The organism is Streptomyces purpurascens (assembly GCF_045040895.1).
Lineage (GTDB): Bacteria > Actinomycetota > Actinomycetes > Streptomycetales > Streptomycetaceae > Streptomyces > Streptomyces purpurascens.
Genome location: NZ_CP108341.1, coordinates 5,438,582 through 5,464,877 on the forward strand (window position 1 = coordinate 5,438,582; position 26,296 = coordinate 5,464,877).

Sequence of the window (26,296 nt, forward strand, 5' to 3'; positions counted from 1 at the left end):
CCCGAGAGCAAGTCGTTTCACTGGGGTCAGCAGATCTCGATCAGGCAACGTTCATGGCCATGACATCTACGTGGTGTGAAGATCCTCCTCGCATGTGTGACCGATCGAGGAGATGTGATGAGGGGTATGCCCTTCAAGACGAAGATGGCCGCCTGCGCCACCTCATTCGCGGCAGTGGCAGCGGTGATGGCGACCGCCGGTTCGGCGGATGCGGCGGAGTACACCGTCATGGACAACTGTGACGTTCCGTGGATCAACTGCTCGTACGGCGACTTGTGGCTGTTCTACAACTCGAAGGACATCGCCGTCCAGGGCGGCTACTACAAGTCGGCGTTCACGACGTTCTACAGCAACGTGTCCGACCACTGGGGTACGAGCCAGTACCAGGGTTCGTCACTGTCGACCTACCGGTACGTGTTCGGCAACGGCGGCAATGGCAACGGCCAGTACATGAAGAACAATGCGGCGTCCGTGCAGAACTGCGCCCGGGACGACAACTACCGCGTGTACTACAACTCCGGCTACGGCGGCACGTCTCAGTACTTCGCGAAGAACGGCCCTTACGGAGACTGCAACATCACCGACCTGATCTCCGCGCTGAAGAACAACAACGCGTCTTCGCACTTCGCCTGAGAAGGAAGCCCCCGTGAAGCACATCAAGCAGACGGCCACCACAGTAGCCCTGGCCGCTTCAGCTCTTCTGATCAGTGCCTGTTCCTCCGGCACGACTCCGGACACCGCGCAGAACGCGGCTGACGGCAAACCGATAGTGAACAAGGAAAACTGGCCCAAGAAGGTCCCCACCAGTGGTCTGGCCAAGGATCTGACCCTTCCGCTGGAGGCGTACATGGCCTCCTACGAGGATCAGGTCACCGTTGAGCAGGCCGCCAACGATCTCCAGCAGTCCTGCATGAAGGACTACGGCATCGACCTGACCCTGCCGCGAGCGGGCGCCAACCCGCCTCCCAGTGACAACGACGCCAATATCGAACGCCGTTACGGCATCACCGACCGGGCTCAGGCCGAGAAGTACGGCTACGAGCTCCCGCCGGCGCTGCGGGAGCACACCAAGCAGCCCATGCGTGATCTGTCCGGTGTCGAGGTCGAGGTCCTGACCGGCCACACCAAGCCCGAACCGCCCAAGGCCCCCGAGGGAGTCAAGGCGGGAGCGGCGTTCACCGGCCCCGGTCAGACGAAGCCCGCTCGGGCGGAGTACAACGGAAAGAAGTTGAGGACGGGCGGCTGCATCGGCTGGTCCAAGGATCAACTCGGCGTGCGGGAAGCCGCCCCGATCATCGTGGCGCAGCTCGCCGGGGACAGCCTGGTGCAGTCGATGAAGGACGAGAAGGTCGTCAAGGCCATCGCCGCGTGGTCCTCGTGCATGGACGGCAAGGGACACACGGGACTTGCCGATCCGTACAAGGCGATGGACCAGGGTGTCACCAACGATGGGAAGCCGTCGCAGGAATCCATCGTGCTGGCGGTCGACGACATCGACTGCAAGAAGCAGACGGATCTGGTGAAGATCTGGTCTGGCGTGGAGACCGCGATCCAGGACAAGCAGATCGCCGACAACAAGAGCCGGCTGACCGGCATCAAGGAGCAGCACGGCAAGGAAATCGCTGCCGCGCGCAAGCAGATGGCGACTTCCGCCCAGTGAAGGCTGGTGCAGTAGTGCCCGGATCGAGCATCGTCCGGGCACTGTGTCTGATGGCGGCGTGTGTGCTGGCCGCCGGGTGTACGGACGGTGGGCCCGCTGACAGGGCCCCCGCGTCGCAGCGGCCGGCGACTCCGAGCGCGGAGCAGAGCAGTCCGCAAGTACGTCCATCGCCTGTGGCTTCGGTGCACTCCGAAGGTCGCACGCGTGTCCTGGAGTACGGAGACCTGGTCGTGCGTGCCACGCCGGAAAAGAGCGGTGTGCGTACCGAGATCCAGGTGGCCAACACCAACGAGCGGAAAGCGACGTACTCGGTCCAGATCAGCATCGCCGACGGTAAGGGCTGGACCGCGCACAACCGGTTCTGGCTTCAGGATGTCCCTCCCGGAAAGACCGGACGGGACGATGCGGTGATCGGCTCGGCAGACATGGGTCCGGTGCCGCAGGTTCCGAAGATTTATGTGGATGAGTTCAGTCCCCTCGTCGACCGAAAATAGAAAAGGGAGCGCTTCTTACTGTGCGTATAAGACAGAGGCAACGCGCGGTGGTGATAGCGGCAGCGACTGCGCTTCTCGCATCGTCGCTGTCCCTCTCCGCGCAGGCTCAGGGACCGGAGGTCCCCGACAACGCCGTGCAAGGCGGAAAGAGCCTGCCGAAAGCTACGAGCAAGCCCCGCGAGGTCGGCAAGAAGGACCGCGCAACCGTCCTGGGCAAGAATCACTCTTCTTCCAAGGATGTGGCCCTGTCCACGTCCGGCGACGGCACCGGTTTCCATGTCCTGACAGGCAAGGAGAAGGACGGCTACCAGTTCACCACCGTAGCCACCTTGCGCGAGGACGGATTCGATGCGGACTCCTGGATCGGTAACGCGTGCGTGACCGGGTCCGGGAAGTACGCGGCCATCGCCTACGCACCCCGGACGTTCACCAACAAGCCCGAGCTGATGGTGCGCGGCGCGTTCACCGCCGTCGTCGACCTGGGCAGCGGCAAGGTCACCAAACTGCCGTTCACCGCGTCGCTGGCCTACTTCTCTCCGGGCTGCGGCACCGGGGACGATGCGGTGTTCACCCAGCTGACCCACGACGGGGACGAGGAGCAGAAGACCCGTCTGATCACCGTCGACGCGGCCACGGGCAAACAGTCCAAGCCGGTCGCCTTCCCCGGTCAGGTCACCTCGGCTGTCCCGACCCGGCACGGCATCGTGGCCGGCCAGGGCAACAGGCTCGTTCGCATCAACGGGCAGAAGGAAACCGTCCTCGCCGCAACGAAGCATGTGCCCTTCCAGATCGCGGCCGACAGCGGCGGCGGCGTGACCTTCATCGACCGGGAAACCGACTCGAAGAAGGCCAAGGCGAAGTCCTGGGCCAAGCGCCTGGACGCGGCCCAGGTCAAGGGCGGGAAGACCACCCCGAAGACGGTGGCCGAAGGCCGACTGAGCGACTGGGACCTGTCCGCCACCCCTGGCGGCACGGTGTTCCTCACGGGCAAGGTCAAGAACACGGGGACGCTGCCGGGACCGGTGAAGAACCCGGGGCATCTCGCCAAGGGCGCCCGCATGTCGAGCCTGGGCCACGCGGGTGTGTCCACCTCGTGGGCGGACGGCAAGACCAGCCTGATCACACCCGAGGACGCCAAGCAGGTCCGCGATGCGCGGATCACCCTGGACGTGGTCGCCACCGGCAAGCACACCGAACTGGACGCCACACCCCGGCTGTCCGCCGAGCGGGCGGAGGCCGGAAGCCGGCTCTCCCCGGCTCTGGGCGTCCCGACGGGGAAGGACTCCTCCGCGAAGCCGTCGGTCAGTGGTGACGGCAAGGGCCTGTCCGCGCAGACGGTGCGCACGCAGGCTCTGGCGGCGTCGCCGACCGGTCCGAGCGAGGGCACCGACGAACGCTACTGCGCGGTCGCCCGCAACGACGTCAAGAAGCAGGCGTTCCAGCCCACTCCCCGGCAGGTGGAATGGGCCGTGGACCAGGCCGTCGTCGGCGAGCTGAACTTCTACCGCTCGCCGAACTGGAAGAACACGGGCATGGGCGGCTACCAGCCCCAGGGCCTGTTCCCGCCGATCGTGCTGGCCGGCGACCCCAACGGCACCCTCGACAACGAGGACCCCGACGTCACCGACCGCTGGCACATACCCTCGCAGGTGATGCTCGGTGTCACCGCGCAGGAATCCAACATGTGGCAGGCCACCCGGTTCGCCGTCCCCGGTGTCACCGCCAACAGCCTCATCGGCAACTACTACGGGACCCAGTACACCTCCGACGGTACCCAGGCCGACCCGTGGCGCATCAACTTCTCCGAGGCGGACTGCGGTTACGGCATCACCCAGGCCACCGACGGCATGCGGCTGGCCGGCAAGGAGAAGAAGGGCGAGACGGCTCTGTCCCCGCTCACCCAGGATGCCGTCGCGCTGGACTACACCGCCAACATCGCCTATGGCGTGCAGATCCTCTCCGACAAGTGGAACCAGACCTACCGGGCCGGCGTGAAGGTCAACGACGGCCATCCGCAGTGGATCGAGAACTGGTTCTTCGCCCTGTGGGCCTACAACTCCGGCTTCTACGAGACGGCCGACTCCGCCGGGCACAAGGGACTGGGCTGGACCAACAACCCGGCCAACCCGTTGTGGAAGGCCAACCGGATCCCCTTCCTGCAAAGCGCCGTCGACCCGTCCAAGGACGACTACAGCCATGCCGCGCACCCGCAGGACTGGCCCTATGAGGAGAAGGTCCTCGGCTGGGCCGCTCGCCCGATCTCGGCGATGTTCGCTCCCGGCGACTTCAAGCCGGGCTACCTGGCCGCCTGGTGGAACAGCAACGCCTACCGCAGCACCGTCAAGCCGCCGATCGACCTGTTCTGCGACGCGTCCAACGACTGCGACCCGTCAAAGATCAGCGACAGCGACTCCAACGATCCCGGCATGGGCGCCTGCAAGCTCGACGCGGGCGACTCCGACACCAACTCGCACTGGCTGCACTGCTGGTGGGACAAATCGGCCCAGTGGAAGGAGTGCGACCGGCTGGCCGAGTGCGGCCACCAGGTCCACCGCTTCAACACGTCGTATCCGGAGCAGCCGGACGCCAACTCCTACCCGCCGCGCTGCAGCAGCGGCCTGCCCTCGAACGCCCTGATCGTCGACGACGTGCCCAACGGCACCACGCCGGCAGGATCCGCTTCACGCGGCTGCGGGGCAGCGAAGTCCGACGGCACGTTCACACTCACCTATCAGCCCAGCGACATCATCGATGCCGACACCGGACAGACGATCACCACCTACCCGGGGAAGATCGACACTCATCAGATCGGCGCGGCGTACGGCAACCACTTCTGGTTCACCCACACCCGCTCTCCCGAGTCCTATCCGGCGCCCGGGGACCGCATGAAGGTCACCGGCACCTGGAAGCTCGGCCAGAAGATCACCGAGCACAGCGGCCAGGCCAAGGTCTACGCGCACATCCCCGACCACGGGGCGCAGACCTCCAAGGCCGAATACCGCATCAAGCACGCACACGGCACCACCGTCAAGGCGATCTCCCAGGACGCCAACCAGTCCAACAAATGGGTCGACCTGGGCGCCTACCGGTTCAACGACAACGTGCCCGAAGTCAGCCTGGACAACTTCAACGGTGGCGACGGCACCAAGGACATCGCCTTCGACGCCATCGCGTTCGTGCCCGGGGACTACGACGGTCTGAACGACATCATCTTCCCCGAGGCGGACCCGAACGCGCCCGACGTCGACTTCGTGGCCGCTCAGGACGCCAAGGAAGTCCCGGCGGGCGCCGCTCTGAAGGCTTCGGCGGCCGCCGAGCCGGGGGAGCAGACATGTGCGACCGGTCGCGACGGGATCAGCTGGTGCGGCTCCTACGTCCCGTTGGACGAGGAGAAGGCCAAGTCCTCGAAAACGCTCAGGAGCGCCGCCGCGGCAGCGACCGCGGGCCCCGTCGGATGGTGCTCGAACGTCAATGGCGCGGCCATGCAGACCAGGACGCAAGGATGTCTGCGCGGTCTGCTTCCGCTGACCGCGACACGCGACGGCGTCCCCGTCGGCAACGCGACGATGAAGGTCATCCAGGAGATCAACCTCAACCCCAAGTCCAACCAGTTCACCACGTGGACCGAGCTGTCCCTGGTCAACATGACGGGGCTCACCTCCACCACGCTCACGTCGTTCGCGGAGGAGTGCTGGCCCACCGGCGACTGCACCGAAAGCACCGGCCCCTGGACCGGCAGCACCACCTGGACCCCCGGTGACACACACGTCGCCACCCGGACCAACACCTACACCTGGAACAAGACCACGGGAGGCGAATCGAAGCTGGACTTCACCTGGGACACCACCTGGTCCACACCCAGCGCCGGAGTTCAGGCCGTCCCGAAGTGGAGCAACAGGGCCTTCGATGTCCGCTGTGACAACAAGGTGGGCGGCAACACCGGATGCGTGTTCCCCGACTACACTCCGACGCTTCAACTGAACACGAAGAAGTACCCGGCCGCTGCCGCGTACTACTGGGTACTCATGGAGAAGCTGGCCTCCCACCCCGGTAGCGAGCAGCACAACAAGCCCCTGCACCGCCTGGCGGACGAGGCGAAGGCAAAGGAAAACCGGGACAAGATGTGCATGCTCGCGGTCGCGGAGTGGGACCCCCACCCGAACGCGGACGGCACCAGCTGCGACGAGTACCCGTTCGCGAAATCCCGTGAGAGCGGCGGGATGACGCTGACCTCGGGCAAGTACTGCGCGCAGTTCTACGCGGACAAGCAGTCGGACGGCAGCTGGATGCTGGAGCTCGACAACAAGTACCCGTATCCGACATGGAACGAGATCTGCGGTCGTGCCGCGGTCCCGGCCAGGCAGAACACGGATGCCGGTGGCGACCTCGGGCGGTTCACGTCCGAGATCCGCCTGCTCGACAGTGACGCGTACTTCGTTCAGACCGGGTTCGAGTACTGCGACATCAAGTCGGTCTGCAACATCGCCTGACAGCGGGTCCCACAGCGAAGCGTCCTGCCGGATCACGGTGATCCGGCAGGACGCTTCGTTTCGCGGGTCAGCCCGTGACCCACTCCAGCATGCGCCCTTCATGGACCGACGGGCGACGGCGCGCGGTCGGAAGCCGCAGCGATGCCTCCACCGCGTCGCACAGGTCGGTCAGCATCAGAGTCATGGACGGCCAGAGCCGCAGGTACTCGGGATCGCCGAACGAGATCTCGCCGACCTCTCCGTAGTGGTCCGTACGGTGGTCGACGAACAGCAGATCACCGGTGAGGGCCTGAGCGAAGGGAACCCACTGGGTGTGTGCGGTGCGCCCGACCACTTCTTCCTCATAGCCTTCCTCGGCCGCTTCGTGGGCCATGGAGGAAAGGTTCTGATGCCATTCCAGGATTCCTTCGGTATCCAGAAGGCTGTACCCGAGAAGAAAGGCGCCGGGCGCCATGCTGGATCTGCGCGGTGTGACACCGTTGTGTTCCGACAGAAGCGACTTCAGGTCACCGTGGAGCGGGAAACCAACTTCGCTCTCCAGCCTGGATATATCGACGTCTGACGCTCCTGGGCGGAGCGTGGAATAATCCCCGGGCGCGTTCTGTCGAAGCCACTCCTCAAACCGGCGCCACAGTTCCCGCATGTTGTCCATCCTTGGTGGATCCTCACTGGACGTCGGCGACCCTCAGGGCTCATCCCGCTTGGGATCGTCGTCCCGCTTCTCCTCGTCGAGGGACTTCAGGAAGTCGGGGTTGTCGTCGGGCGCCACCCACTGCCGCGGACGCGGACGGCCCCCCGCCGCGGCACCTCGCTTCTTGCCGGCGATCAGCCAGGAGATCGAACCGACGAGCGGGAAGACCAGCACGAGGAGTGCCCAAAGCGGCTTGGGCATGTGACGGATGTCGTCGTCCTTCGTGCTGATGCAGTCGATGAACGCGTACACGCTCAGCGCCAGCGGCACGAGGAACATGAGTACCCGGAGCATGCGGCCTCTCAGCGAAAGCGGGTGGGCGGTTCAGGGCCAGGGTAGCCGCTCGGGGATACTGGACCGCATGGCTTACGACGATCTTCGCTCCCTGCTCAGGGCGCTGGAGCGCGAGGGCGACCTCAAGCGCATCAAGGCCGAGGTGGACCCGTATCTGGAGATCGGGGAGATCGTCGACCGGGTGCAGAAGGCCGGCGGCCCCGCGCTGCTCTTCGAGAACGTGCGCGGGTCGGGCATGCCGCTCGCGATGAACGTGTTCGGCACGGACCGGCGGCTGCTGAAGGCCCTGGAGCTGAAGTCGTACGGCGAGATCTCCGAGCGGATCGGCGGGCTGCTGAAGCCCGAGCTGCCGCACGGGTTCGTCGGCGTGCGCGAGGCCTTCGGAAAGCTCGGCTCGATGACCCACGTCCCGCCGAAGAAGGTCAAGGACGGCCCGGTGCACGAGGTCGTCCTCACCGGCGACGACGTCGACCTGGACCAGCTCCCGGCCCTGTTCACCTGGCCCAAGGACGGCGGCTCCTTCTTCAACCTGGGGCTCACCCACACCAAGGACCCGGAGAGCGGCGTCCGCAACCTCGGGCTGTACCGCCTGCAGCGCCACGACAAGCGCACGATCGGCATGCACTGGCAGATCCACAAGGACAGCCGCAACCACTACCAGGTGGCGGCGCGCCGGGGTGAGCGGCTGCCGGTCGCGATCGCCTTCGGCTGTCCGCCCGCCGTGACGTACGCGTCCACGGCCCCGCTGCCCGGCGACATCGACGAGTACCTGTTCGCCGGCTTCCTCGCGGGCAAGCGGATCGAGATGGTCGACTGCAAGACCGTGCCGCTCCAGGTGCCGGCGCAGGCGGAGGTCGTCATCGAGGGCTGGCTGGAGCCGGGCGAGATGCTGCCCGAGGGTCCCTTCGGCGACCACACCGGCTTCTACACCCCGCAGGAGCCCTTCCCCGCGCTGAAGATCGACTGCGTGACGATGCGGAAGCGGCCGCTGCTCCAGTCGATCGTCGTGGGCCGTCCCCCGACGGAGGACGGGCCCCTGGGCCGGGCGACGGAACGCTTCTTCCTCCCCCTCCTCAAGATCATCATCCCGGACATCGTGGACTACCACCTGCCGGAGGCGGGCGGCTTCCACAACTGCGCGATCGTCTCGATCGACAAGAAGTACCCGAAGCACGCGCAGAAGGTCATGCACGCCATCTGGGGCGCGCACATGATGTCGCTGACCAAGCTGATCGTGGTCGTCGACTCCGACTGCGACGTGCACGATCTGCACGAGGTCGCCTGGCGGGCCCTCGGCAACACGGACTACGCCCGCGACCTGTCGATCGTCGAGGGCCCCGTCGACCACCTCGACCACGCCTCCTACCAGCAGTTCTGGGGCGGCAAGGCGGGCATCGACGCGACGAAGAAGTGGCCCGAGGAGGGCTACACCCGCGACGGGGGCTGGCCCGACATGGTGGAGTCCGACCCGGAGACGGCGGCGAAGGTCGACCGCCGGTGGAAGGAGTACGGGCTGTGAGCTCCGCATCCGCCGCGATCCCCCAGCCGGGACGCACGAAGGCGTTCCTGCGCCTGGTGATGATCGAGCACTCGGTCTTCGCGCTGCCCTTCGCCTACATCGCCGCGCTCTCCGCGATGTTCCAGCTCGACCGGAACATCCACTGGGGCCGGCTGCTGCTGGTCACCGTCTGCATGGTGGGGCTGCGCACCTTCGCCATGGCGGTCAACCGGATCATCGACCGGGAGATCGACGCCCGTAACCCGCGTACGGCGCAGCGCGAGCTGGTGACGGGCGCGATGTCGGTGAAGCACGCCTGGACGGGCGCGCTCGTCGCCCTCGTCGTCTTCCTCGGCGCGGCGGCCCTGCTCAACCCCCTGTGCCTGGCCCTGGCCCCCATCGCGGTGATCCCGATGGTGGTCTACCCCTACGGCAAGCGCTTCACGAACTTCCCCCAGGCCATCCTCGGCCTCGCCCAGGCGATGGGCCCGGTCGGCGGCTGGCTCGCGATCACCGGCACGTGGTCCTGGGACGCGGTCATCCTCGGCCTCGCCGTCGGCATCTGGATCGGCGGCTTCGACCTGATCTACGCCTGCCAGGACGTCGAGACCGACCGCGAGATCGGCGTCATGTCCGTCCCGGCCCGCTTCGGCATCCCGGCGGCCGTCTGGGGAGCGCGGGTCTGTCACACCCTCACGACGGCCCTCTTCGTCTGGTACGCCCTGGCCACCGACGCCGGCGCCTTCTTCTGGCTGGGCCTGCTGATCGTCGCGGGCGCGTTCCTCTACGAGCACTCGATCGTCCGCCCCCACGACCTGTCCCGCGTGAACAGGGCGTTCTTCAGCGTCAACGGCTTCATCGGCATCGCCCTGTTCGTGTGCGCGCTGCTGGATCTGCTGGTGCGCGGCCTCACCGTATGAGTTCGGGCGGCGCCGCCCGGCGGCGGAACAAGAACGCCGCCGCCACGCCCGCCAGCAGCCCCAGCAGATGACCCTGCCAGCTGACGCCCGACTGGGTCGGGGCGAGGCCGGTCAGGATCGAGCCGCCCCAGATCGCGGCGATCAGGATGCCGGTCAGGATGCCCAGGGGGCGGCGCTCCAGGAAGCCCGTGACCAGGAGGAAGCCGAAGAGGCCGAAGATCAGGCCCGAGGCGCCCGCGGTGTTGGTGTGGGCCGGGGATATGAGCCACACGCCCAGGCCGTCGACGAGGATGATCAGCGCGCAGACCAGCAGGAAGCGGCGAAGCCCGCCGAGCGCGGCCAGGAAGCCCAGGACCAGCAGCGGGATCGTGTTCGCCGCCAGATGGGCGAAGCCGAAGTGGATGAACGCCGAGGGGACGACGTCCACCAGCTCGGACGGCTCGCGCGGGGTGACGCCGAAGCCGTCCAGCGCGTGACCGCTCGCCACGTCCACCACTTCCAGCAGCCACAGCAGCGCCACCCAGGCCAGCATCAGCTTGCCCGCGGCCATCGCGCGGTCGCCGCTCGACCACCGCGCTTCGACACCCGACATGGCGACCCCCAGTGCTCGCTCATCCCCTCCATGCAACGGCCCGCACCCCTGCACCGGTTCCCACCCTGCGACGCCCGATAGGCTCGGTGTCGTGAACCCAGTCAAGCCAGGCGAGACGCCACGTACGCCTTGGATCGTAGGGGTGTCCGGGGCCTCCGGCACCCCGTATGCCGCTGCCGTGCTGCGGGCCCTCCTCGCGGCCGGTGAGAGCGTCGACCTCGTGGTCTCCCGGGCCTCCCGGCTCACCCTGCTGGACGAGACCGGGATCTCCTTCCGGGACGCCCACTGGCAGGACGACCTGCGGGAATGGCTGTCCCGGGGCGCCGACGGCAAGCCGGACACCTTCGCCGTCGACCTCGACGCCGTACGGCACTGGAGCGCCGGCGACCTGGCCGCCGGGCCCTCCTCGGGGTCGTACCCCACCAAGGGCATGCTCATCGTGCCCGCCTCGACGGCGAGCGTGGCCGGGGTCGCGCTCGGGCTGTCGAAGGACCTGCTGCAGCGGGCGGCGAGCGTGACCCTGAAGGAGGGCCGCCCCCTCGTCGTGGCCGTACGCGAGACCCCGCTGAACGGCCAGACCCTGCGGCACCTGGTCACCCTCGACGACGCGGGCGCGAGCGTCGTACCGGCCTCACCCGCCTTCTACGCGGGCGCCACGCACATCCAGGACCTGGTGGACTTCGTCGCCGGACGCGTACTCGACGCGGCGGGCGTGCCGCACCGGCTCTACCGCCGTTGGCAAGGTGAGCTCGGCGGCGGATCACACCGCGCCGGCTGAGCACGACCCCGAACCTCATCGGACCCACAGACAACTTCAGCGGAAGGCTTCGATCGCAATGGACGCGGTGGACAGGCAGCTCATCCAGGCCCTGAGGGAGAACGGCCGGGCCTCCTACGCGGAGCTGGGACGCCTCGTCGGACTGTCGGGACCCAGTGTCACCGACCGCATCAACCGGCTGGAGGCGGCCGGTGTCATCACCGGCTACCGGGCCACCGTCGACGCCGCCTCGCTCGGCCTCGGCGTCACCGCCCTCATCGGCATCTCGCTCTCCGACGCCACCGACCACGAGGACGTGGCGCAGCGGCTGAAGGACCTCTCGGAGATCGAGGACTGCTGGTTCATCGCGGGCGACGACTCGTACATGCTCAAGGTGCGGGCGGCGGACGTGGACGGCCTGGAGAAGATGATCCGCCGGCTCAGCGGAATCGAGGGCGTCTCCCGGACGCGTACGACCATCGTGCTCTCCACCAAGTGGGAGAACCGGGTGGGGGAGCTGCCGGAAGAGGAGTAGGGGAGTAGCCGTACCGTTGGGACGTCTTCGTAGAAAGGTGTGGGCATGGATCTCGGGCTCAAGCGCGAGCTGGAGGAGAAGGTCAGGGCGGGCGTCCGGCTGACCCGTGAGGACGGCATCGCGCTGTACGAGTCGGACGACCTGGCCTGGCTCGGCGGCCTCGCGCACGAGGTGCGCACCCGCAAGAACGGCGACGTCGTGCACTTCAACGTCAACCGTCACCTCAACATGACGAACGTGTGCACGGCCTCCTGCGCGTACTGCTCCTTCCAGCGCAAGCCGGGGGAGAAGGACGCGTACACGATGCGCATCGAGGAGGCCGTCAAGCTCGCCAAGGCGATGGAGGGCGAGAACCTCACCGAGCTGCACATCGTCAACGGGCTGCACCCGAATCTGCCGTGGCGGTACTACCCCCGGTCGCTGAGCGAGCTGAAGAAGGCACTGCCCGGCGTCTCGCTCAAGGCGTTCACGGCCACCGAGATCCACCACTTCGAGACGATCTCCGGGATGCCGGCCTCCGAGATCCTCGACGAGCTGATCGAGGCCGGTCTGGAGTCGCTGACCGGCGGCGGCGCGGAGATCTTCGACTGGGAGGTCCGGCAGCACATCGTCGACCACCGCACCCACTGGGAGGACTGGTCGCGCATCCACCGGCTCGCGCACGAGAAGGGTCTGAAGACCCCGGCGACGATGCTCTACGGCCACATCGAGGAGCCGCGTCACCGCGTGGACCACGTGCTGCGGCTGCGTGAGCTGCAGGACGAGACCGGCGGCTTCCAGGTCTTCATCCCGCTGCGCTACCAGCACGACTTCGTCGACGTGAAGGACGGGAAGGTACGCAACCGCCTTCAGGCGCGGACGCAGATGGCGACGGGCGCGGAGGCGTTGAAGACCTTCGCCGTGTCGCGGCTGCTGTTCGACAACGTGCCGCACGTCAAGGTCTTCTGGGTGATGCACGGGGTGCAGACCGCGCAATTGGCTCTGCAGCACGGCGCCGACGACATGGACGGGTCGGTCGTCGAGTACAAGATCACGCATGACGCGGACAACTTCGGCACGCCGAACAAGCTGACGCGTGAGGATCTGCTCGACCTGATCCGGGACGCCGGGTTCCGTCCCGTGGAGCGCAACACTCGGTACGAGATCATCCGTGAGTACGAGGGGGCCGACCCGGAGCGCCGGGAGTCGCCTCAGCCGATGCGGGTCTGACGCGTCTCAGGGCGTGCGGGCGCATTGTCGTAATAGCTACAATCCCCGCATGCCCCTTACGTTCACGCTCGATCCCGCCGTCACGCCCGACCTGCGTGACGGCATTCTCGACCTGTGGGCCGACGTCTCCAACGCCGGGGGAGCCGTCGGGTTCGTGCCGCCCGTGACGCGGGAGGACATCCGGCCCTCGCTGCTGAAGCACTTCGCGTCGATGGCGGAGGGCAAGGTCAGGCTGCTCGTCGGGCACGACGAGGAGGGGCGGGTCGCGGCGACCGCGTTCCTGACCCTCAACACGCACCACCTGATGACGCACTGGCTGTGGCTGTACACGGTGATGGTGCATCCGCGTCACCAGGGGAAGGGGTACGGCCGTGACCTGCTGGACGCGGCGGCGGACGGGGCCCGGGAGCTGGAGGGCATCGGGGCGATCCGGCTGACCTGCCGGGGCGGGCTCGGTCTTGAGCGGTTCTACGAGTCCTGCGGCTACAAGGAGGTCGGCCGGATCCCGGGCGCCATCCGGGTCGCGCCGGGTGATGACCGGGACGACGTGATCATGCTCCTGCCGCTGAGCTGACCCCCCTGAAAGATCGGCCTCCGGGCGTGCTTCACTGAACATGGCCCTTTTTGGAATCGGAAGAGTGGATTGAGATGCTCCGCTACACACTGATGCGCCTCGGGATCTTCGTGGGCTGCCTCGTGGTCGTCTGGGGCCTCGTCTACTCCGGCCTCGCCCCGCGCGGCCTCGGCGACAGCAACGGCCTGTGGATCGTGACCCTCGCCCTGCTGTTCTCCGCGCCGATCAGCTTCATCGTGCTGCGCAAGGAGCGGGACCGCGCCTCCGTGCAGATCGTGGAGCGGGTCGACCGGATGAAGGCCAACATGGAGGCCAGTCGCAGCCAGGAGGACTCGGCCGACGACACGAGCCGGGCGCAGGGTCAGGCCTCGTAAGGCTCCTCACACCCGCGCGCAGCGCCCCGTTTCCGTACATGCTCGGAAACGGGGCGCTTTGCCTTGTATGGGTGCCTGCGCGTTTCTGCCTGTCAAAGCGAGGCTTTGGGGTCCTCAAAGTTCAGGTGTTAAGGTGTGGCTGTTATGAACTCAGCAGTCGTGCCTCTGCCGCCCCGGAGCGTTCCGCTCCGGAGGCTTGCGCTCGTCGCGCGGCTGCACGTGGATCTCTGTCGGTGCGCGTCCGCTAACTGTCGTCTCTGACGTAACGCCAACCCCCGTCGTCTCCCACGTCAGCTCCCCCTACGCGTCCCCCCAACGGAGTCAGTCCGTGTCCTCATACACGAAGTCCTTCAAGGTGCCCTTCTGGGCTCAGATACTCGCCGGTCTCGTCCTGGGTGTGCTGCTCGGCTGGCTCGCCCGCGACCAGGACCTGTCCTGGCTGACCACGACCCTGGAGAAGGTCGGCGAGACGTTCATCGGCCTGCTGAAGCTCGCCGTCGCGCCGCTCGTCTTCTTCGCGATCCTCGTCTCGATCACCAACCTGCGGAAGGTCAACAACGCGGCCCGCCTGGCCTCGCGCACCCTTCTGTGGTTCATGGTCACGTCGCTGATCGCGGTGAGCATCGGCCTGGTCATCGGCCTGGTCACCAACCCCGGCGCCGGTACCGGCCTCACGCCCAAGGACGGCGCGAAGCCCGACGAGACCGGCTCGTGGATCGACTTCCTGACCGGCATCGTGCCGACGGACGTGATCACGCCGTTCACCGAGCTGAACGTCCTCCAGATCGTCTTCATGGCCGCCGTCGCCGGTATCGCCGCCCTCCAGCTCGGCGAGCGGGCCCAGCCGATCCTCAACCTGAGCGAGTCCGTCCTGGAGCTGCTCCAGAAGGCGCTGTGGTGGGTCATCCGACTCGCCCCGCTCGGCACGGTCGGCCTCATCGGCAACGCCATCGCCACCTACGGCTGGGACCTGATCGGCAAGTACGCGACGTTCACCGCCGACATCTACGTCGGCTGCCTGATCGTGCTGTTCGGCGTCTACCCGGCGCTGCTCGCGACCGTCGCCAAGGCCAACCCGATCCAGTTCTTCAAGGGCGCCTGGCCCGCGATCCAGCTGGCCTTCGTCTCCCGCTCCTCCGTGGGCACGATGCCGCTGACGCAGAAGGTCACCGAGCGGCTCGGCGTGCCGAAGGAGTACGCGTCCTTCGCGGTGCCGTTCGGCGCGACGACCAAGATGGACGGCTGCGCCGCGATCTACCCCGCGATCGCCGCGATCTTCGTCGCCCAGATCTTCGACATCCAGCTGGGTGTCGGCGACTACCTGCTGATCGCGTTCGTCTCGGTGGTCGGCTCCGCCGCCACGGCCGGACTGACCGGCGCGACGGTCATGCTGACCCTGACCCTCTCCACCCTCGGCCTGCCGATGGAGGGCGTCGGTCTGCTCCTCGCGATCGACCCGATCCTCGACATGATCCGCACCGCGACCAACGTCGCCGGCCAGGCCCTCATCCCGGTCCTGGTCTCCGCCCGGGAGAACCTGCTCGACCGCGAGGCCTACGCCACGGCCGACGGCTCCTCCCTGGACGGACCGCGCGACGCACAGCCCGAGCGGGTCCCCGCCGCGGTGTGACGGGGTGACGTCCCCTGGCCGGTCCGCTTCGGTTCACGACCGAGGGCAGGCCAGGGGGACCGTACGCTAAGCCGTATGGGTGCCGTGAAGACCAAGCGGATGCCGCGTGCGGTCCGCGAACAGCAGATGCTGGACGCCGCCGTGCGGATCTTCGGCCAACGGGGCTACATGGCCGCGTCGATGGACGAGATAGCCGAACTCGCGGGCGTGTCCAAGCCGCTGGTCTATCTGTACCTGAACTCCAAGGAAGACCTCTTCACCGCCTGCATCCGCCGCGAGGCCAAGGCCCTCGTGGAGGCGGTGCGGGCCGGGGTCCGGCCCGATCTGCCCTCCGACCGGCAACTGTGGGAAGGGCTCGGGGCGTTCTTCGCCCACACCGCGCGCAACCCCGACGCCTGGGCGGTCCTGCACCTCCAGGCCCGCACGCACGGCGAGCCGTTCGCCGCCGAGGTCGCCGCGATGCGCGAGGAGATCGTCGCGTTCGTGACCCAGCTGATCCTCACCGGTGCCCGTGAGGCCCACCACGACCCCGACCTGCCGGAGCGCGAGGTAGCCGGCCTCGCCGAGGCCCTGGTCGGCGCCGCCGAGTCCCTCGCCGCCTGGGCCAACGCCACCCCGGGCATCACGGCCCGCCAGGCCGCGGCCACGATGATGAACTTCGCCTGGGCGGGCCTGGGCGACCTCATGGCGGGGCGGCCCTGGGCACCTCCGGAGGAGGAGCAGACGGGCGCTCAGGCCGGGTAGACATCCCCCGCCACATGCACCCGCTCGTCCCCGTCCCGCAGTTGGAAGCGGCCGTCCTCCGCCGCGTACGTCACCGTCCCCGGCAGCAGGACCGGCGCCTTGAAGGCCGCGCGTACGTGGCAGGAGTCCGGTGTGCCGTGCGCGGCGAGGCAGCGGGCGAGGGTCCACATGCCGTGTGCGATGGCCCGGGGGAAGCCGAACAGCCGGGCGGCGAGCGGGTGGAGGTGGATCGGGTTGCGGTCCCCGGAGGCGACGGCGTAGCGACGCCCGACGTCCTCGGCGAGCCGCCACTCGGCGACCGCGGGCAGGGGCTTCCGTACCTCCTCCCCGGGAGTCTCGACGAGCCGAGACGTGCGGTGCCGGGCGAGGTAGGTGCTGCTCGACTCCCAGACGACGTCCCCGCCTTCCCGCACCTCCGTGACGACCGTGGCCTCCGTGCCGCGCCGGTGGGGTGCCAGCCCCTCGACCCGCACCGCGAGTTCGTACGCGCCGGTGGCCGGCATCCCCCGGTGCCGGGTGACCGTGATCGACGTGTGGACCAGGCCCAGCAGCGGCAGCGGGAAGTCCCGGCCGCTCATCAGCCGCATGGCCAGGGGGAATCCGAGCACGTGCGGATACGTCAGCGGCAGCGCGTCCTCCCCGGTCGGGAACCCGCAGACCCGCTCGTACGCCGCCAGCCGCGCGAGGTCGACGCGCAGACCGGGCAGGACGAGCCGGGTGCGGGGGAACTCCGCGTCGGGTGCGGGCCGTTTGAAGGGGGACAGCAGGGCGCCGCGGGCCAGGAGCGGGGCGAGGGAGGGGGACCCGGTGAGGACGAGAGCGGCGTCGGCCATCACGCCCCCAGCAGGCTCTGGCCGCAGACGCGCACGACCTGGCCGTTGACCGCGCCCGAGCCCGGGTGCGCGAGCCAGGCGGTGGTCTCGGCGACGTCGACCGGAAGACCGCCCTGGGCGAGGGAGTTCATGCGGCGGCCCGCCTCGCGGATGAACAGCGGGACGGCGGCCGTCATCCTCGTCTCGATGAAGCCCGGCGCGACCGCGTTGACCGTCACCCCGTGCTCCGCGAGCGCGCGCGGCGCGAGGGAGCGGACCAGGCCGACGATGCCCGCCTTGCTCGCCCCGTAGTTGGTCTGGCCCGCGTTGCCGGCGAGGCCCGCGATCGAGGCCGTCGCCACGATCCGGCCGCCCCGCTTCAGCGCCCCGGCCTTGAGCAGCGCGTCCGTCGTGCGCAGCACGCTCGCCAGGTTCACCTCCAGCACCGGGATCCAGCGCTCGGCCGGCATGTTCACCAGCCGCCGGTCACGGGTGATGCCCGCGTTGTGGACCAGCAGGTCCAGTCCGTCCGGCAGCGCCTCGACGATCCGCGCGCCCGCGTCGGCGGCCGTGATGTCGAGGAGCAGGGCACTGCCGCCGAGCCGGTCGGCGACGCGCCGGGCGTCCTGTTCGGCCCCCGGCACATCGAGGACGACGACCCGGGCGCCGTCCCGGGCGAGTGTCTCGGCGACCGCCTCACCGATACCGCGCGCGCCACCGGTGACCAGGGCGGTCCGGCCGGTCAGCGGGCGGTCCCCGTCCAGTGCCCCCTCCGACTCGTGGGGCTCCTGGGGCGTGCCCACCTCGATCACCTGCCCGCTGACGTACGCCGACTTGGGCGACAGCAGGAAACGGAGCGTGGACTCCGCGGCGGACGCGTCCGTGAGCCGGACCAGGTTCACGGTCCTGCCCCGGCCGATCTCCTTGCCGAGGGAGCGCGTGAAGCCCTCCAGGGCCTGCTGGGCGGCGGCCTGGTGATGGTCGGCCGGGTCGAGCGGCGCGCCGAGCACGACCACGCGCCCGCTCGCGCTGAGTGACCGTACGACGGGATGCAGAGCCGCGTGCACCTCGGCCAGCCCCTCGACGTCCCGCACCCCGCTCGCGTCCAGGACGACGGCGGCGGCCCGGTCCGAGCCGGCCGGGGCGATTCCCGTACGGGCGAGGACCGGTGCGAGGCCGAGGCCGGACCGGCCGGCGGTGAGGTGACGCAGGCCGCCGTCCAGGGCCGGGCGTCCGGCGGACCAGCGGGTCAGCGCCGCGGGCTGGGGCAGGCCGAGCCGGCGGGTGAGGAAACGGCCGGGCGCGGTACCGGTGAAGCGCAGATAGCGGTCGGCCATTCCAACTCCCAGCTGCCGGAGGATGCTCGCTGTTCCTTACTCTGGAGTAAGGTTACCGGAGGTAATGCTACGTCACAGGCGAGGAGCAGGTCGAGATGAGCCCCCAGCGGACGGCGCCGTCGGTACGGCGCGTGGCGGTCATCGGCGGAGCGCGCATCCCGTTCGCCCGCTCCGACGGCCCCTACGCCACCGCCTCCAACCAGCAGATGCTCACCGCCGCCCTCGACGGCCTCGTCGAGCGGTACGGACTCCAGGAGCCCGGCGCGGTGGGCGAGTTCGTCGCCGGCGCGGTCCTCAAGCACAGCCGCGACTTCAACCTCGCCCGCGAGACGGTCCTCGGCTCGACGCTGCACCCGCGCACCCCGGCCTACGACATCCAGCAGGCCTGCGGCACCGGACTCCAGGCCGTCATCGCCGCCGCCAACAAGATCGCCCTCGGCCAGACGGATTCGGCGGTCGCGGGCGGCGCCGACACGGCCAGCGACGCGCCCCTCGGCGTCAACGACACCCTGCGCCGCATCCTGCTGGAGGCCCGGCGCGCGAAGTCGGCGGGCGCCCGCCTGAAGGCCCTGGCGAAGGTGCGCCCGTCCCACCTCGTCCCCGACGTCCCGCGCAACGCCGAGCCGCGCACCGGCCTGTCCATGGGCGAACACGCCGCCGTCACCGCCCGGGCCTGGGACATCGGCCGCGAGGCCCAGGACGAACTGGCCGCGGCGAGCCACCGACGGCTGGCGGCGGCGTACGAACGCGGCTTCTTCCAGGACCTGGTGGTCCCCTTCCGCGGCCTGGCCCGCGACCAGAACCTGCGCCCCGGCTCGACCGTGGAGAAACTGGCCTCCCTGAAGCCGGTGTTCGGCCTGGACCACCCCGGCCCGACCATGACCGCCGGGAACTCGACCCCGCTGACGGACGGGGCCGCCACCGTCCTGCTGGCGAGCGAGGAGTGGGCCCGGGAGCGCGGCCTGACACTGCTGGCGTACCTGACCGCGTACGAGACGGCCGCCGTGGACTTCGTGGACGGCGATGCGGCGGGCGGCGAGGACGGCCTGCTCATGGCACCGGCGTACGCGGTCCCGCGCATGCTGGAGCGGGCCGGGCTGGATCTGGCCGATTTCGAACTGATCGAGATCCACGAGGCGTTCGCCTCCCAGGTGCTGGCGACGCTCGCCGCCTGGGAGAAGCGGGGCCTCGGCACGGTGGACCGCGACCGGCTGAACGTCGCCGGCTCGTCCCTCGCGACCGGGCACCCCTTCGCCGCCACCGGCGCCCGGATCGTGGCCACGCTGGCCAAGCTCCTCGCCGAACGGGACGCGCCCGCACGCGGACTGATCTCGGTGTGCGCGGCGGGCGGGCAGGGGGTGACGGCGATCCTGGAGCGGGCGTGAAGGCGGAGAGAGCACCAAAACTGAAGGTCCCTCACGTAACCCCCGAGATTGCACAGGCCCGGCTCCGGACCATCCCCGAACCCGCACAAACCCGCCACGTGAGGGCCGTACGATCCCGTTCCTACCGGCAGTAACCCCTTTCTGCGGGTTCAGCCGGTTGAGCGCCTCGGCGTGCGAGGCACGTACGTCATGCAGCAAGCAGTTTCCAGCTGCACGCCCCAGGAGCCGCCCGTGTCCACTGCGTATCCCTCCTCCGCCTACGGCGACGTGTACGGAGGACCGGTCCTGGTCGAACCCGAGACACGACGGCTGGACGGGGTGGTGCGGGAGGCCGCCGTACCGCCGCTGGCGCCGCCGTGGACGCACGGGTCGCTCGCCGACCTGCCGTTCGACAACGCGAGCGCGGAGCCGGATGCCGTGGCGCTCAGCCGCAAGGACGCAGAGGGGCGCTGGAGCGACGTCACGGCCGCCGAGTTCGCCGCCCAGGTGCTCGCCGTGGCGAAGGGGCTGATCGCCGAGGGCCTGATGCCGGGCGACCGGGTCGCCGTGATGGCCCGCACGATCTACGAGTGGACGGTCCTGGACTTCGCGGCCTGGTCGGCCGGTCTGGTCACCGTCCCCGTCTATCCCACGTCCTCCGTCTTCCAGGCCCGCTGGATCCTCCAGGACTCGGGCGCGGTCGCCCTGCTCACCGAGACCGCCGGACAGGCCGCCGCCCTCGGCCCGGAGCGCGAACGCCTGCCGGACCTCCAGCACATGTGGATCGTCGAGAAGGGCCACGTGGACCGGCTCGCGGAAGCCGGGGCACACCTGTCCGACCAGGAGGTGGAGGTGCGGCGCGGCATGCTCGGCCCCGACACGCTCGCCACCCTCATCTACACCTCGGGCACCACGGGCCGCCCCAAGGGCTGCGCCCTCACCCACGGCAACTTCTTCGCCGAGGTCGACAACGCCATCGAGCTCCTCTACCCCGTCTTCAAGACGAAGACCAGCGAAGAGGCCTCGGTCCTGCTGTTCCTGCCCATGTCCCATGTCTTCGGCCGCATGGTCGCGATCGCCTGCATCCGAGCCCGGGTACGGCTGGGCCACGCGCCGAGCATCAAGGCGGACCACCTGCTGCCGGACCTGGCGAGCTTCCGGCCGACCTGTCTGCTGGCCATCCCGTACATGCTGGAGAAGGTCTTCAACTCGGCCCGCGCCAAGGCCGAGGCGGGCGGCCGGTTGACCTCGTTCGACCGCGCGGTGTCCGTGGCGCAGCGCTACGGCGAGGCGATGGAGGCCCAGCAGACGGGCACCGGCCCGGGCCCCTCCCGCGCCCTGAAAACCGCCCGGGTCTTCTACGACCCGCTGGTCTTCCGCCGTATCCGCAACGCCATGGGCGGCCGGGTCCGCTACGCGATCTGCGGCGGCTCACCCCTGGGCCGCCGCCTCGCCGCGTTCTACGCCGGAGCCGGCATCGAGATCTTCGAGGGCTACGGCCTGACGGAGACCACCGGCGCCTCCACCGTCACCCCGCCCCTCAAACCCCGCCTGGGCACGGTCGGCTGGCCGCTGCCCGGCACCCGCGTCCGTATCGCCGCCGACGGCGAGATCCTCCTCGCCGGCGACCACGTGCTGCGCGGCTACTGGGACCCCCAGGCCGGCGGCGTCGTCCCCGCCGCCCCCGACGGCTGGCTCGCCACCGGCGACATCGGCGAACTGGACGACGAGGGCTATCTGACGATCACCGGACGCAAGAAGGAACTGCTGATCACGTCAGGCGGCAAGAGCGTCGCCCCGGCCCCGCTGGAGAACTGGCTGCGGTCCCACCCGCTGATCTCCCAGTGCCTCGTCCTGGGCGACGGCCGCCCCTTCGTCTCGGCCCTGATCACCCTCGACCCGGACGGCATCACCCACTGGCGCCAGATGAACGGCAAACACCCCGTACCGCCCAAACTCCTCGTCGACGACGAGGATCTGCGCGCCGTCCTCCAACGCGCCATCGACGAGGCCAACAAGATGGTCTCCCGCCCGGAATCCATCCGAGCCTTCGCCATCCTCCCCCAGGACTTCACCGAGGAGGCAGGCCATCTGACCCCCTCGATGAAGCTCCGCCGCCAGGCGGTACTGCGCGCCTTCACGGAGGAAGTCGAGGGGCTGTACGCACGGTGAGCCGGCCGGGTGTGAGGCGGCCTTTGCGATGTCTTCACACGAATTTCTTGACGCCGCACGCCGTCTCCCCTTTGGCTTTCGAGCAATCCCGTCGCGATGCTCCCCCTCCACGGAAGGCACCACCAGTGAAAGCGCGTAACACCCGTCGGACCGCTGTGCGCACCGTCGCCATAGCCCTGGCGGCCTCCGTATCGGCCCTGTCCCTCACCGCGTGCGGCGACGACGGGAGTGACGACACCGCCGCGCAGAAGGGCAACGACATCACCGTGGGCCTGTTGCTGCCCGACCGGGACACGGCCCGCTTCGAGAAGTTCGACTACCCCCTGATCAGGGAGGAGGTCGCGTCCCTCACGGAGAACAAGGGAAAGGTCCGCTACGCCAACGCCGAGGCGAGCGTGTCCAGACAGAGTGCGCAGTTCCAGAAGATGATCGACGACAAGGTCGACGTCATCCTGGTGGACGCCCTGAACTCCAAGAAGATCGCCACGGACGTGCAGAAGGCCAAGGACGCCGGCATCCCGGTCATCGCCTACGACCGGCTCGCCGAGGGCCCGATCGACGCCTATGTCTCCCACGACAACGAACTCGTCGGGCAGGTGCAGGGCCGCGCCATCATGAGCGAGCTCGGCGAGAACTCCGAGAAGAGCAAGATCGTCATGATGAACGGCGACCCCGGCGACCCGAACACGGCCCGGTTCAAGGACGGCGCGCTGAGCGAGCTCCAGGGCCAGGTGGACATCGTCGAGCAGTACGACACCAAGGAGTGGAAGCCCTCCATCGCCAAGGCGAACATGGAGAAGGCGATCCGGACCGTCGGGCTGAACAACATCGCCGCCGTCTACTCGGCCAACGACGGCATGGCGGGCGCCGTCATCGAGGCGCTGAAGGATGCGGGCGCCACCAAGATGCCGCCGGTGACGGGGCAGGACGCCAACCTGGACGCGGTGCAGCGGGTCGTGTCGGGGGAGCAGTACATGACCGTCTACAAGTCCTTCCTGCTGGAGGCGACGAACGCCGCGAAGATCGCCGTGGCCAAGGTCCAGGGCCGTGCGATCGAGTTCGCCGCGCTGACCCGGGAGACGGTCGACAGCCCGACGGCGAAGAACATCCCGGCGATGCTGGTGCCGGTGGTCGCCCTCACCAAGGACAACATCAAGGAGACGGTGATCACGGACGGCGTCTACACCGTGAAGGACATCTGCACCTCGAAGTACAAGGCGGACTGCCAGGCCATCGGTCTCGAGTAGGCGGATGCGCGGTGGGTGGCGCACGGGTCTTGACTTCGCAAGACCCCCGCGCGACATTCCCCACCCCTTTCGCGTTCCTCCCGGGCTGGAGCGGCCATGACCACTGACACGAACTCCGCACCACCCGCTGGTTCCCCTTCCCGGCCTCCTTCCCGAAGACGAGTGCTGGCCGGTGCCGCGGGTGCCGGGCTCGCGGTCGCCGCCGGAGTGCAGCAGGGCGCCCAGGCCGCCGACTTACCCCCGCTCGGCACCTACGACGTCGTCGTCATCGGCTCCGGCGCGGCCGGGATGACCGCCGCGCTGACCGCCGCCGGGCAGGGGCTGAGCTGCGTCGTCCTGGAGAAGGCCCCGACCTTCGGCGGCTCGGCCGCCCGCTCCGGCGCCGGGATCTGGATCCCCAACAACCCCGTGCTCCTGGCGGCCGGCGTCCCGGACACCCCCGCGAAGGCCGCCGCCTACCTCGCCGCCGTCGTCGGCCCGGACGTCCCCGCCGACCGGCAGCGCGCCTTCCTCGCCCACGGCCCGGCCACGATCTCCTACGTCATGGCCCACAGCCCCCTGCGCTTCCGCTGGATGGAGGGCTACAGCGACTACTACCCGGAGCTGCCCGGCGGCCTGCCGAACGGCCGCTCCATCGAGCCCGACCAGCTCGACGGCCGGATCCTGGGCCCCGAGCTGGCCCGGCTGAACCCGCCGTACATGGGCGTGCCCGCCGGGATGGTCGTCTTCAGCGCCGACTACAAGTGGGTCACCCTGGCCGCGGTGAACGCCAAGGGCACGGCCGTGGCGGCCCAGTGCCTGGCACGGGGTACGGCGGCGGCACTGCGCGGCGAGAAGCCGCTGACCATGGGCCAGTCGCTGGCGGCCGGGCTGCGGGCGGGACTGCGGTCGGCCGGGGTGCCGGTGTGGCTCGACACGCCGCTCACCGACCTGTACGTCGAGGGCGGCACCGTCAGGGGAGCGGTCGTCACCCGGAACGGCGGCCCCGGCCTGGTCCGCGCCCGCCGGGGTGTGATCGTCGGCTCCGGCGGCTTCGAGCACAACGCGGCGATGCGCGCACGCTTCCAGCGCCAGCCCATCGGCACGGACTGGACGGTCGGCGCCAAGGAGAACACCGGCGACGGCATCCTGGCGGGGGAGCGGCTCGGGGCCGCCCTCGACCTGATGGACGACGCCTGGTGGGGCCCGGCGATCCCGGTCCCGGGCCAGCCGTACTTCTGCCTCGCCGAACGCACCCTCCCCGGCGGCCTCCTGGTCGACGGGTCCGGCCGGCGCTTCGTCAACGAGGCCGCCCCCTACAGCGACGTCGTCCACACCATGTACGACGCACGCGAGGCCATCCCGGCCTGGCTGATCACCGACCAGAACTACCGCAACCGGTACCTCTTCAAGGACGTCCTGCCGGCCCTGCCCCTCCCGGACGCCTGGTACGACTCGGGCGCCGCACACAAGGCCTGGTCCCTGGACGCCCTCGCGGCCTCGATCGGCGTCCCGGCGGCGGCCCTGCGCACGACGGTCGACCGCTTCAACTCCCAGGCACGGCGGGGCGAGGACCCCGACTTCCACCGCGGCGACAGCGCCTACGACCACTACTACACGGACCCGTCCGTCCTCCCGAACTCCTGCCTGGCCCCCCTGTGGCTGCCCCCGTACCACGCCTTCCGCATCGTCCCCGGCGACCTCGGCACGAAGGGCGGCCTGCTGACGGACGCCCGGGCCCGCGTCCTGCGGGAGGACGGCTCGGTCATCCCGGGCCTCTACGCCGCCGGCAACGCGAGCGCCGCGGTCATGGGCCACAGCTACGCGGGCGCGGGCTCGACCATCGGCCCGGCGATGACGTTCGGGTACATCGCGGCGAGGGAAGTCGCGGGGGTGCTCTAGGCGGTGGGCTCCGGTGGCTTGCGGGCCACCAGACATGCCTGGGGGGCCGGCTCCCCGAGCTCCTCGTCGGCCTCCCGCACGGTCCGGGAGCGCAGGGCGAATCCGGCGGCTTCCAGCAGGGCGATCATCTGCTCCGGCCGGCGCCGCCGGAAGTCCAGTGCCACCTTGTGCCCGAAGGCCTCCTCGTAGCGGCGGGGCTCGTCGCCGACCTGGAAGCCGAGCAGCAGATGCCCGCCGGGCCGCAGGACGCGGTGGAACTCGGCGAAGACGCCCGGCAGGTGGTCCAGGGGGGTGTGGATGGTCGAGTACCAGGACACGACCCCGTCGAGCGACCTGTCGGGCAGGTTCAGCTCCAGCATCGAGCCCCGCTCGAACCGCAGGCCGGGGTTCTCGCGGCGGGCGATCGCGAGCATCGACTCCGACAGATCGAGGCCGAACATCGACAGCCCCCGGCCCGCCAGAAACGCCGTCACCCGCCCGGGCCCACACCCCAGATCGGCGACCTCGCCCCCCTCCCCCACCAGCTCCGCGAAACCGACCAGCAGCCCCCGGTCCAGGGGCGTGGTCCCGTGCAGACCAGGGAAGTGGACGGCGTAGTCCTCGGCCACGGTGTCGTAGAAGGTACGGGTCTGGGTCACGAAATCGGCGTCGGTCATGGCCCGAGACCCTAGTGCGAGGGCCGGTCCGCCTGCCCGCCGTTTGCCTCTCCCCGGGGATCGTCGGGTGCCTGGCCGGTCTGCTCGGCTCCCTGGCCCTGGCCTTCGCCCGGCCGGACGTCCCCGTGACCCTCGGCCGCCCTCGTGGCCCCGGCCCCCGCCGCCGCTCCGACAGCCGTGCCCAGTCCCAGGCCCAGGGCCAGTCCCAGCCCGATGTTGTCGAAGACGGTCATGCCGAGGGCCAGCCCGAGGGCCGTGCCGAGCGACAGCCCGAGTGACACGCCGGTCGCCAGACGGTTGGGCGCGGGAGTTCCGCTTTCCTGCTCGCCGTTCTCTTCATGTCCCTGCATCCGGACATCTTCTCC

At 69.3% G+C, this 26,296-nt stretch carries 25 protein-coding genes; 18 read left to right on the top strand and 7 right to left on the bottom strand.

The annotated features are described in order from the left end of the window. Nucleotides 1-117: 117 nt before the first annotated feature. The 4 genes from OHU35_RS24845 (at nt 118) to OHU35_RS24860 (ending at nt 6,644) form a co-directional block, all read left to right on the top strand. Nucleotides 118-633, top strand: coding sequence for a hypothetical protein (locus OHU35_RS24845; RefSeq protein WP_359887591.1), 516 nt, complete (start codon nt 118-120; stop codon nt 631-633). Between the two features lie 13 nt (nt 634-646). Continuing rightward, entirely contained in the window at nt 647-1,660 is a 1,014-nt protein-coding gene (locus tag OHU35_RS24850) for a hypothetical protein (RefSeq protein ID WP_405506905.1), read from the top strand. Between the two features lie 230 nt (nt 1,661-1,890). Beyond that, nucleotides 1,891-2,154: a hypothetical protein gene (locus OHU35_RS24855; protein ID WP_189728428.1), complete on the top strand. Its 264-nt coding sequence runs from the start codon at nt 1,891-1,893 to the stop codon at nt 2,152-2,154. Between the two features lie 47 nt (nt 2,155-2,201). Continuing rightward, nucleotides 2,202-6,644: a hypothetical protein gene (locus tag OHU35_RS24860; RefSeq protein WP_405509319.1), complete on the top strand. Its 4,443-nt coding sequence runs from the start codon at nt 2,202-2,204 to the stop codon at nt 6,642-6,644. A 67-nt stretch (nt 6,645-6,711) separates the two neighbouring features. Here OHU35_RS24860 and OHU35_RS24865 read toward each other — a convergent pair whose 3' ends face one another. Both OHU35_RS24865 and OHU35_RS24870 read right to left on the bottom strand, forming a co-directional pair. Then, entirely contained in the window at nt 6,712-7,296 is a 585-nt protein-coding gene (locus tag OHU35_RS24865; protein ID WP_328411778.1) for an SMI1/KNR4 family protein, read from the bottom strand. 33 nt (nt 7,297-7,329) lie between these two features. Continuing rightward, entirely contained in the window at nt 7,330-7,629 is a 300-nt protein-coding gene (locus OHU35_RS24870) for a PLD nuclease N-terminal domain-containing protein (protein ID WP_189728432.1), read from the bottom strand. A 67-nt stretch (nt 7,630-7,696) separates the two neighbouring features. Between OHU35_RS24870 and OHU35_RS24875 the strand changes: the two genes are divergently transcribed. After that, nucleotides 7,697-9,148 carry a menaquinone biosynthesis decarboxylase gene (locus tag OHU35_RS24875; protein WP_405506908.1) on the top strand — a complete coding sequence of 484 codons (1,452 nt, stop codon included), beginning with the start codon at nt 7,697-7,699 and terminating at the stop codon, nt 9,146-9,148. Further along, nucleotides 9,145-10,047, top strand: a complete 903-nt coding sequence (mqnP, locus tag OHU35_RS24880) for a menaquinone biosynthesis prenyltransferase MqnP (protein WP_405506910.1) — start codon at nt 9,145-9,147, stop codon at nt 10,045-10,047. The genes OHU35_RS24875 and mqnP overlap by 4 nt, the downstream gene beginning before the upstream one ends. On the opposite strand, the gene OHU35_RS24885 is transcribed toward mqnP, so the two are convergent. Then, nucleotides 10,037-10,639: a rhomboid family intramembrane serine protease gene (locus tag OHU35_RS24885; protein ID WP_189728441.1), complete on the bottom strand. Its 603-nt coding sequence runs from the start codon at nt 10,637-10,639 to the stop codon at nt 10,037-10,039. The two genes, mqnP and OHU35_RS24885, sit on opposite strands and share 11 nt — an antisense overlap. Before the next feature lie 91 nt (nt 10,640-10,730). On the opposite strand from OHU35_RS24885, the gene OHU35_RS24890 reads away from it, so the two are divergent. The 8 genes from OHU35_RS24890 (at nt 10,731) to OHU35_RS24925 (ending at nt 16,462) form a co-directional block, all read left to right on the top strand. Then, nucleotides 10,731-11,417, top strand: a complete 687-nt coding sequence (locus tag OHU35_RS24890; protein ID WP_189728443.1) for a UbiX family flavin prenyltransferase — start codon at nt 10,731-10,733, stop codon at nt 11,415-11,417. Nucleotides 11,418-11,475: 58 nt separating this feature from the next. After that, a complete protein-coding gene (locus OHU35_RS24895; protein WP_033314055.1) occupies nt 11,476-11,931 on the top strand; it encodes an Lrp/AsnC family transcriptional regulator in 456 nt (151 codons plus the stop codon). A 45-nt stretch (nt 11,932-11,976) separates the two neighbouring features. Beyond that, the gene (mqnE, locus tag OHU35_RS24900; protein ID WP_189728445.1) at nt 11,977-13,140 is read left to right on the top strand and encodes an aminofutalosine synthase MqnE; all 1,164 of its coding nucleotides are present in this window, start codon (nt 11,977-11,979) and stop codon (nt 13,138-13,140) included. Nucleotides 13,141-13,189: 49 nt separating this feature from the next. Then, on the top strand, nt 13,190-13,714 hold the full coding sequence (locus tag OHU35_RS24905) for a GNAT family N-acetyltransferase (protein ID WP_189728447.1): 525 nt from the start codon (nt 13,190-13,192) through the stop codon (nt 13,712-13,714). 74 nt (nt 13,715-13,788) lie between these two features. Then, nucleotides 13,789-14,088, top strand: a complete 300-nt coding sequence (locus OHU35_RS24910) for a DUF4229 domain-containing protein (RefSeq protein ID WP_189728449.1) — start codon at nt 13,789-13,791, stop codon at nt 14,086-14,088. Nucleotides 14,089-14,232: 144 nt separating this feature from the next. Beyond that, on the top strand, nt 14,233-14,349 hold the full coding sequence (locus tag OHU35_RS24915) for a putative leader peptide (RefSeq protein WP_359887577.1): 117 nt from the start codon (nt 14,233-14,235) through the stop codon (nt 14,347-14,349). A 67-nt stretch (nt 14,350-14,416) separates the two neighbouring features. Further along, nucleotides 14,417-15,718 (top strand): dicarboxylate/amino acid:cation symporter, encoded by a 1,302-nt coding sequence (locus OHU35_RS24920; protein WP_405506914.1) that lies wholly within the window; start codon nt 14,417-14,419, stop codon nt 15,716-15,718. 75 nt (nt 15,719-15,793) lie between these two features. Then, nucleotides 15,794-16,462, top strand: coding sequence for a TetR/AcrR family transcriptional regulator (locus OHU35_RS24925; protein WP_189728454.1), 669 nt, complete (start codon nt 15,794-15,796; stop codon nt 16,460-16,462). Here OHU35_RS24925 and OHU35_RS24930 read toward each other — a convergent pair. Beyond that, nucleotides 16,450-17,295, bottom strand: a complete 846-nt coding sequence (locus OHU35_RS24930; RefSeq protein WP_405506916.1) for a MaoC family dehydratase — start codon at nt 17,293-17,295, stop codon at nt 16,450-16,452. The two genes, OHU35_RS24925 and OHU35_RS24930, sit on opposite strands and share 13 nt — an antisense overlap. Continuing rightward, nucleotides 17,295-18,611, bottom strand: coding sequence for a 3-oxoacyl-ACP reductase (locus OHU35_RS24935; RefSeq protein ID WP_359887569.1), 1,317 nt, complete (start codon nt 18,609-18,611; stop codon nt 17,295-17,297). The genes OHU35_RS24930 and OHU35_RS24935 overlap by 1 nt, the downstream gene beginning before the upstream one ends. A gap of 95 nt (nt 18,612-18,706) precedes the next feature. Between OHU35_RS24935 and OHU35_RS24940 the strand changes: the two genes are divergently transcribed. The 4 genes from OHU35_RS24940 to kstD all read left to right on the top strand — a co-directional run bounded on the left by OHU35_RS24940 (nt 18,707) and on the right by kstD (nt 25,275). Continuing rightward, complete coding sequence (locus OHU35_RS24940) at nt 18,707-19,996, top strand: acetyl-CoA C-acetyltransferase (protein WP_405506917.1); 1,290 nt, start codon at nt 18,707-18,709, stop codon at nt 19,994-19,996. A gap of 231 nt (nt 19,997-20,227) precedes the next feature. Then, on the top strand, nt 20,228-22,147 hold the full coding sequence (locus tag OHU35_RS24945) for a long-chain fatty acid--CoA ligase (protein ID WP_189728463.1): 1,920 nt from the start codon (nt 20,228-20,230) through the stop codon (nt 22,145-22,147). 155 nt (nt 22,148-22,302) lie between these two features. Beyond that, nucleotides 22,303-23,394: a sugar ABC transporter substrate-binding protein gene (locus tag OHU35_RS24950; protein ID WP_405506918.1), complete on the top strand. Its 1,092-nt coding sequence runs from the start codon at nt 22,303-22,305 to the stop codon at nt 23,392-23,394. A 96-nt stretch (nt 23,395-23,490) separates the two neighbouring features. Then, entirely contained in the window at nt 23,491-25,275 is a 1,785-nt protein-coding gene (kstD, locus tag OHU35_RS24955) for a 3-oxosteroid 1-dehydrogenase (RefSeq protein WP_189728470.1), read from the top strand. Here the strand turns inward: kstD and OHU35_RS24960 are convergent. After that, nucleotides 25,272-25,931, bottom strand: a complete 660-nt coding sequence (locus tag OHU35_RS24960) for a class I SAM-dependent methyltransferase (RefSeq protein ID WP_359887559.1) — start codon at nt 25,929-25,931, stop codon at nt 25,272-25,274. The genes kstD and OHU35_RS24960 overlap by 4 nt on opposite strands. An 11-nt stretch (nt 25,932-25,942) precedes the next feature. Next, on the bottom strand, nt 25,943-26,281 hold the full coding sequence (locus OHU35_RS24965; RefSeq protein WP_405506919.1) for a hypothetical protein: 339 nt from the start codon (nt 26,279-26,281) through the stop codon (nt 25,943-25,945). Between the last annotated feature and the right edge of the window lie 15 nt (nt 26,282-26,296).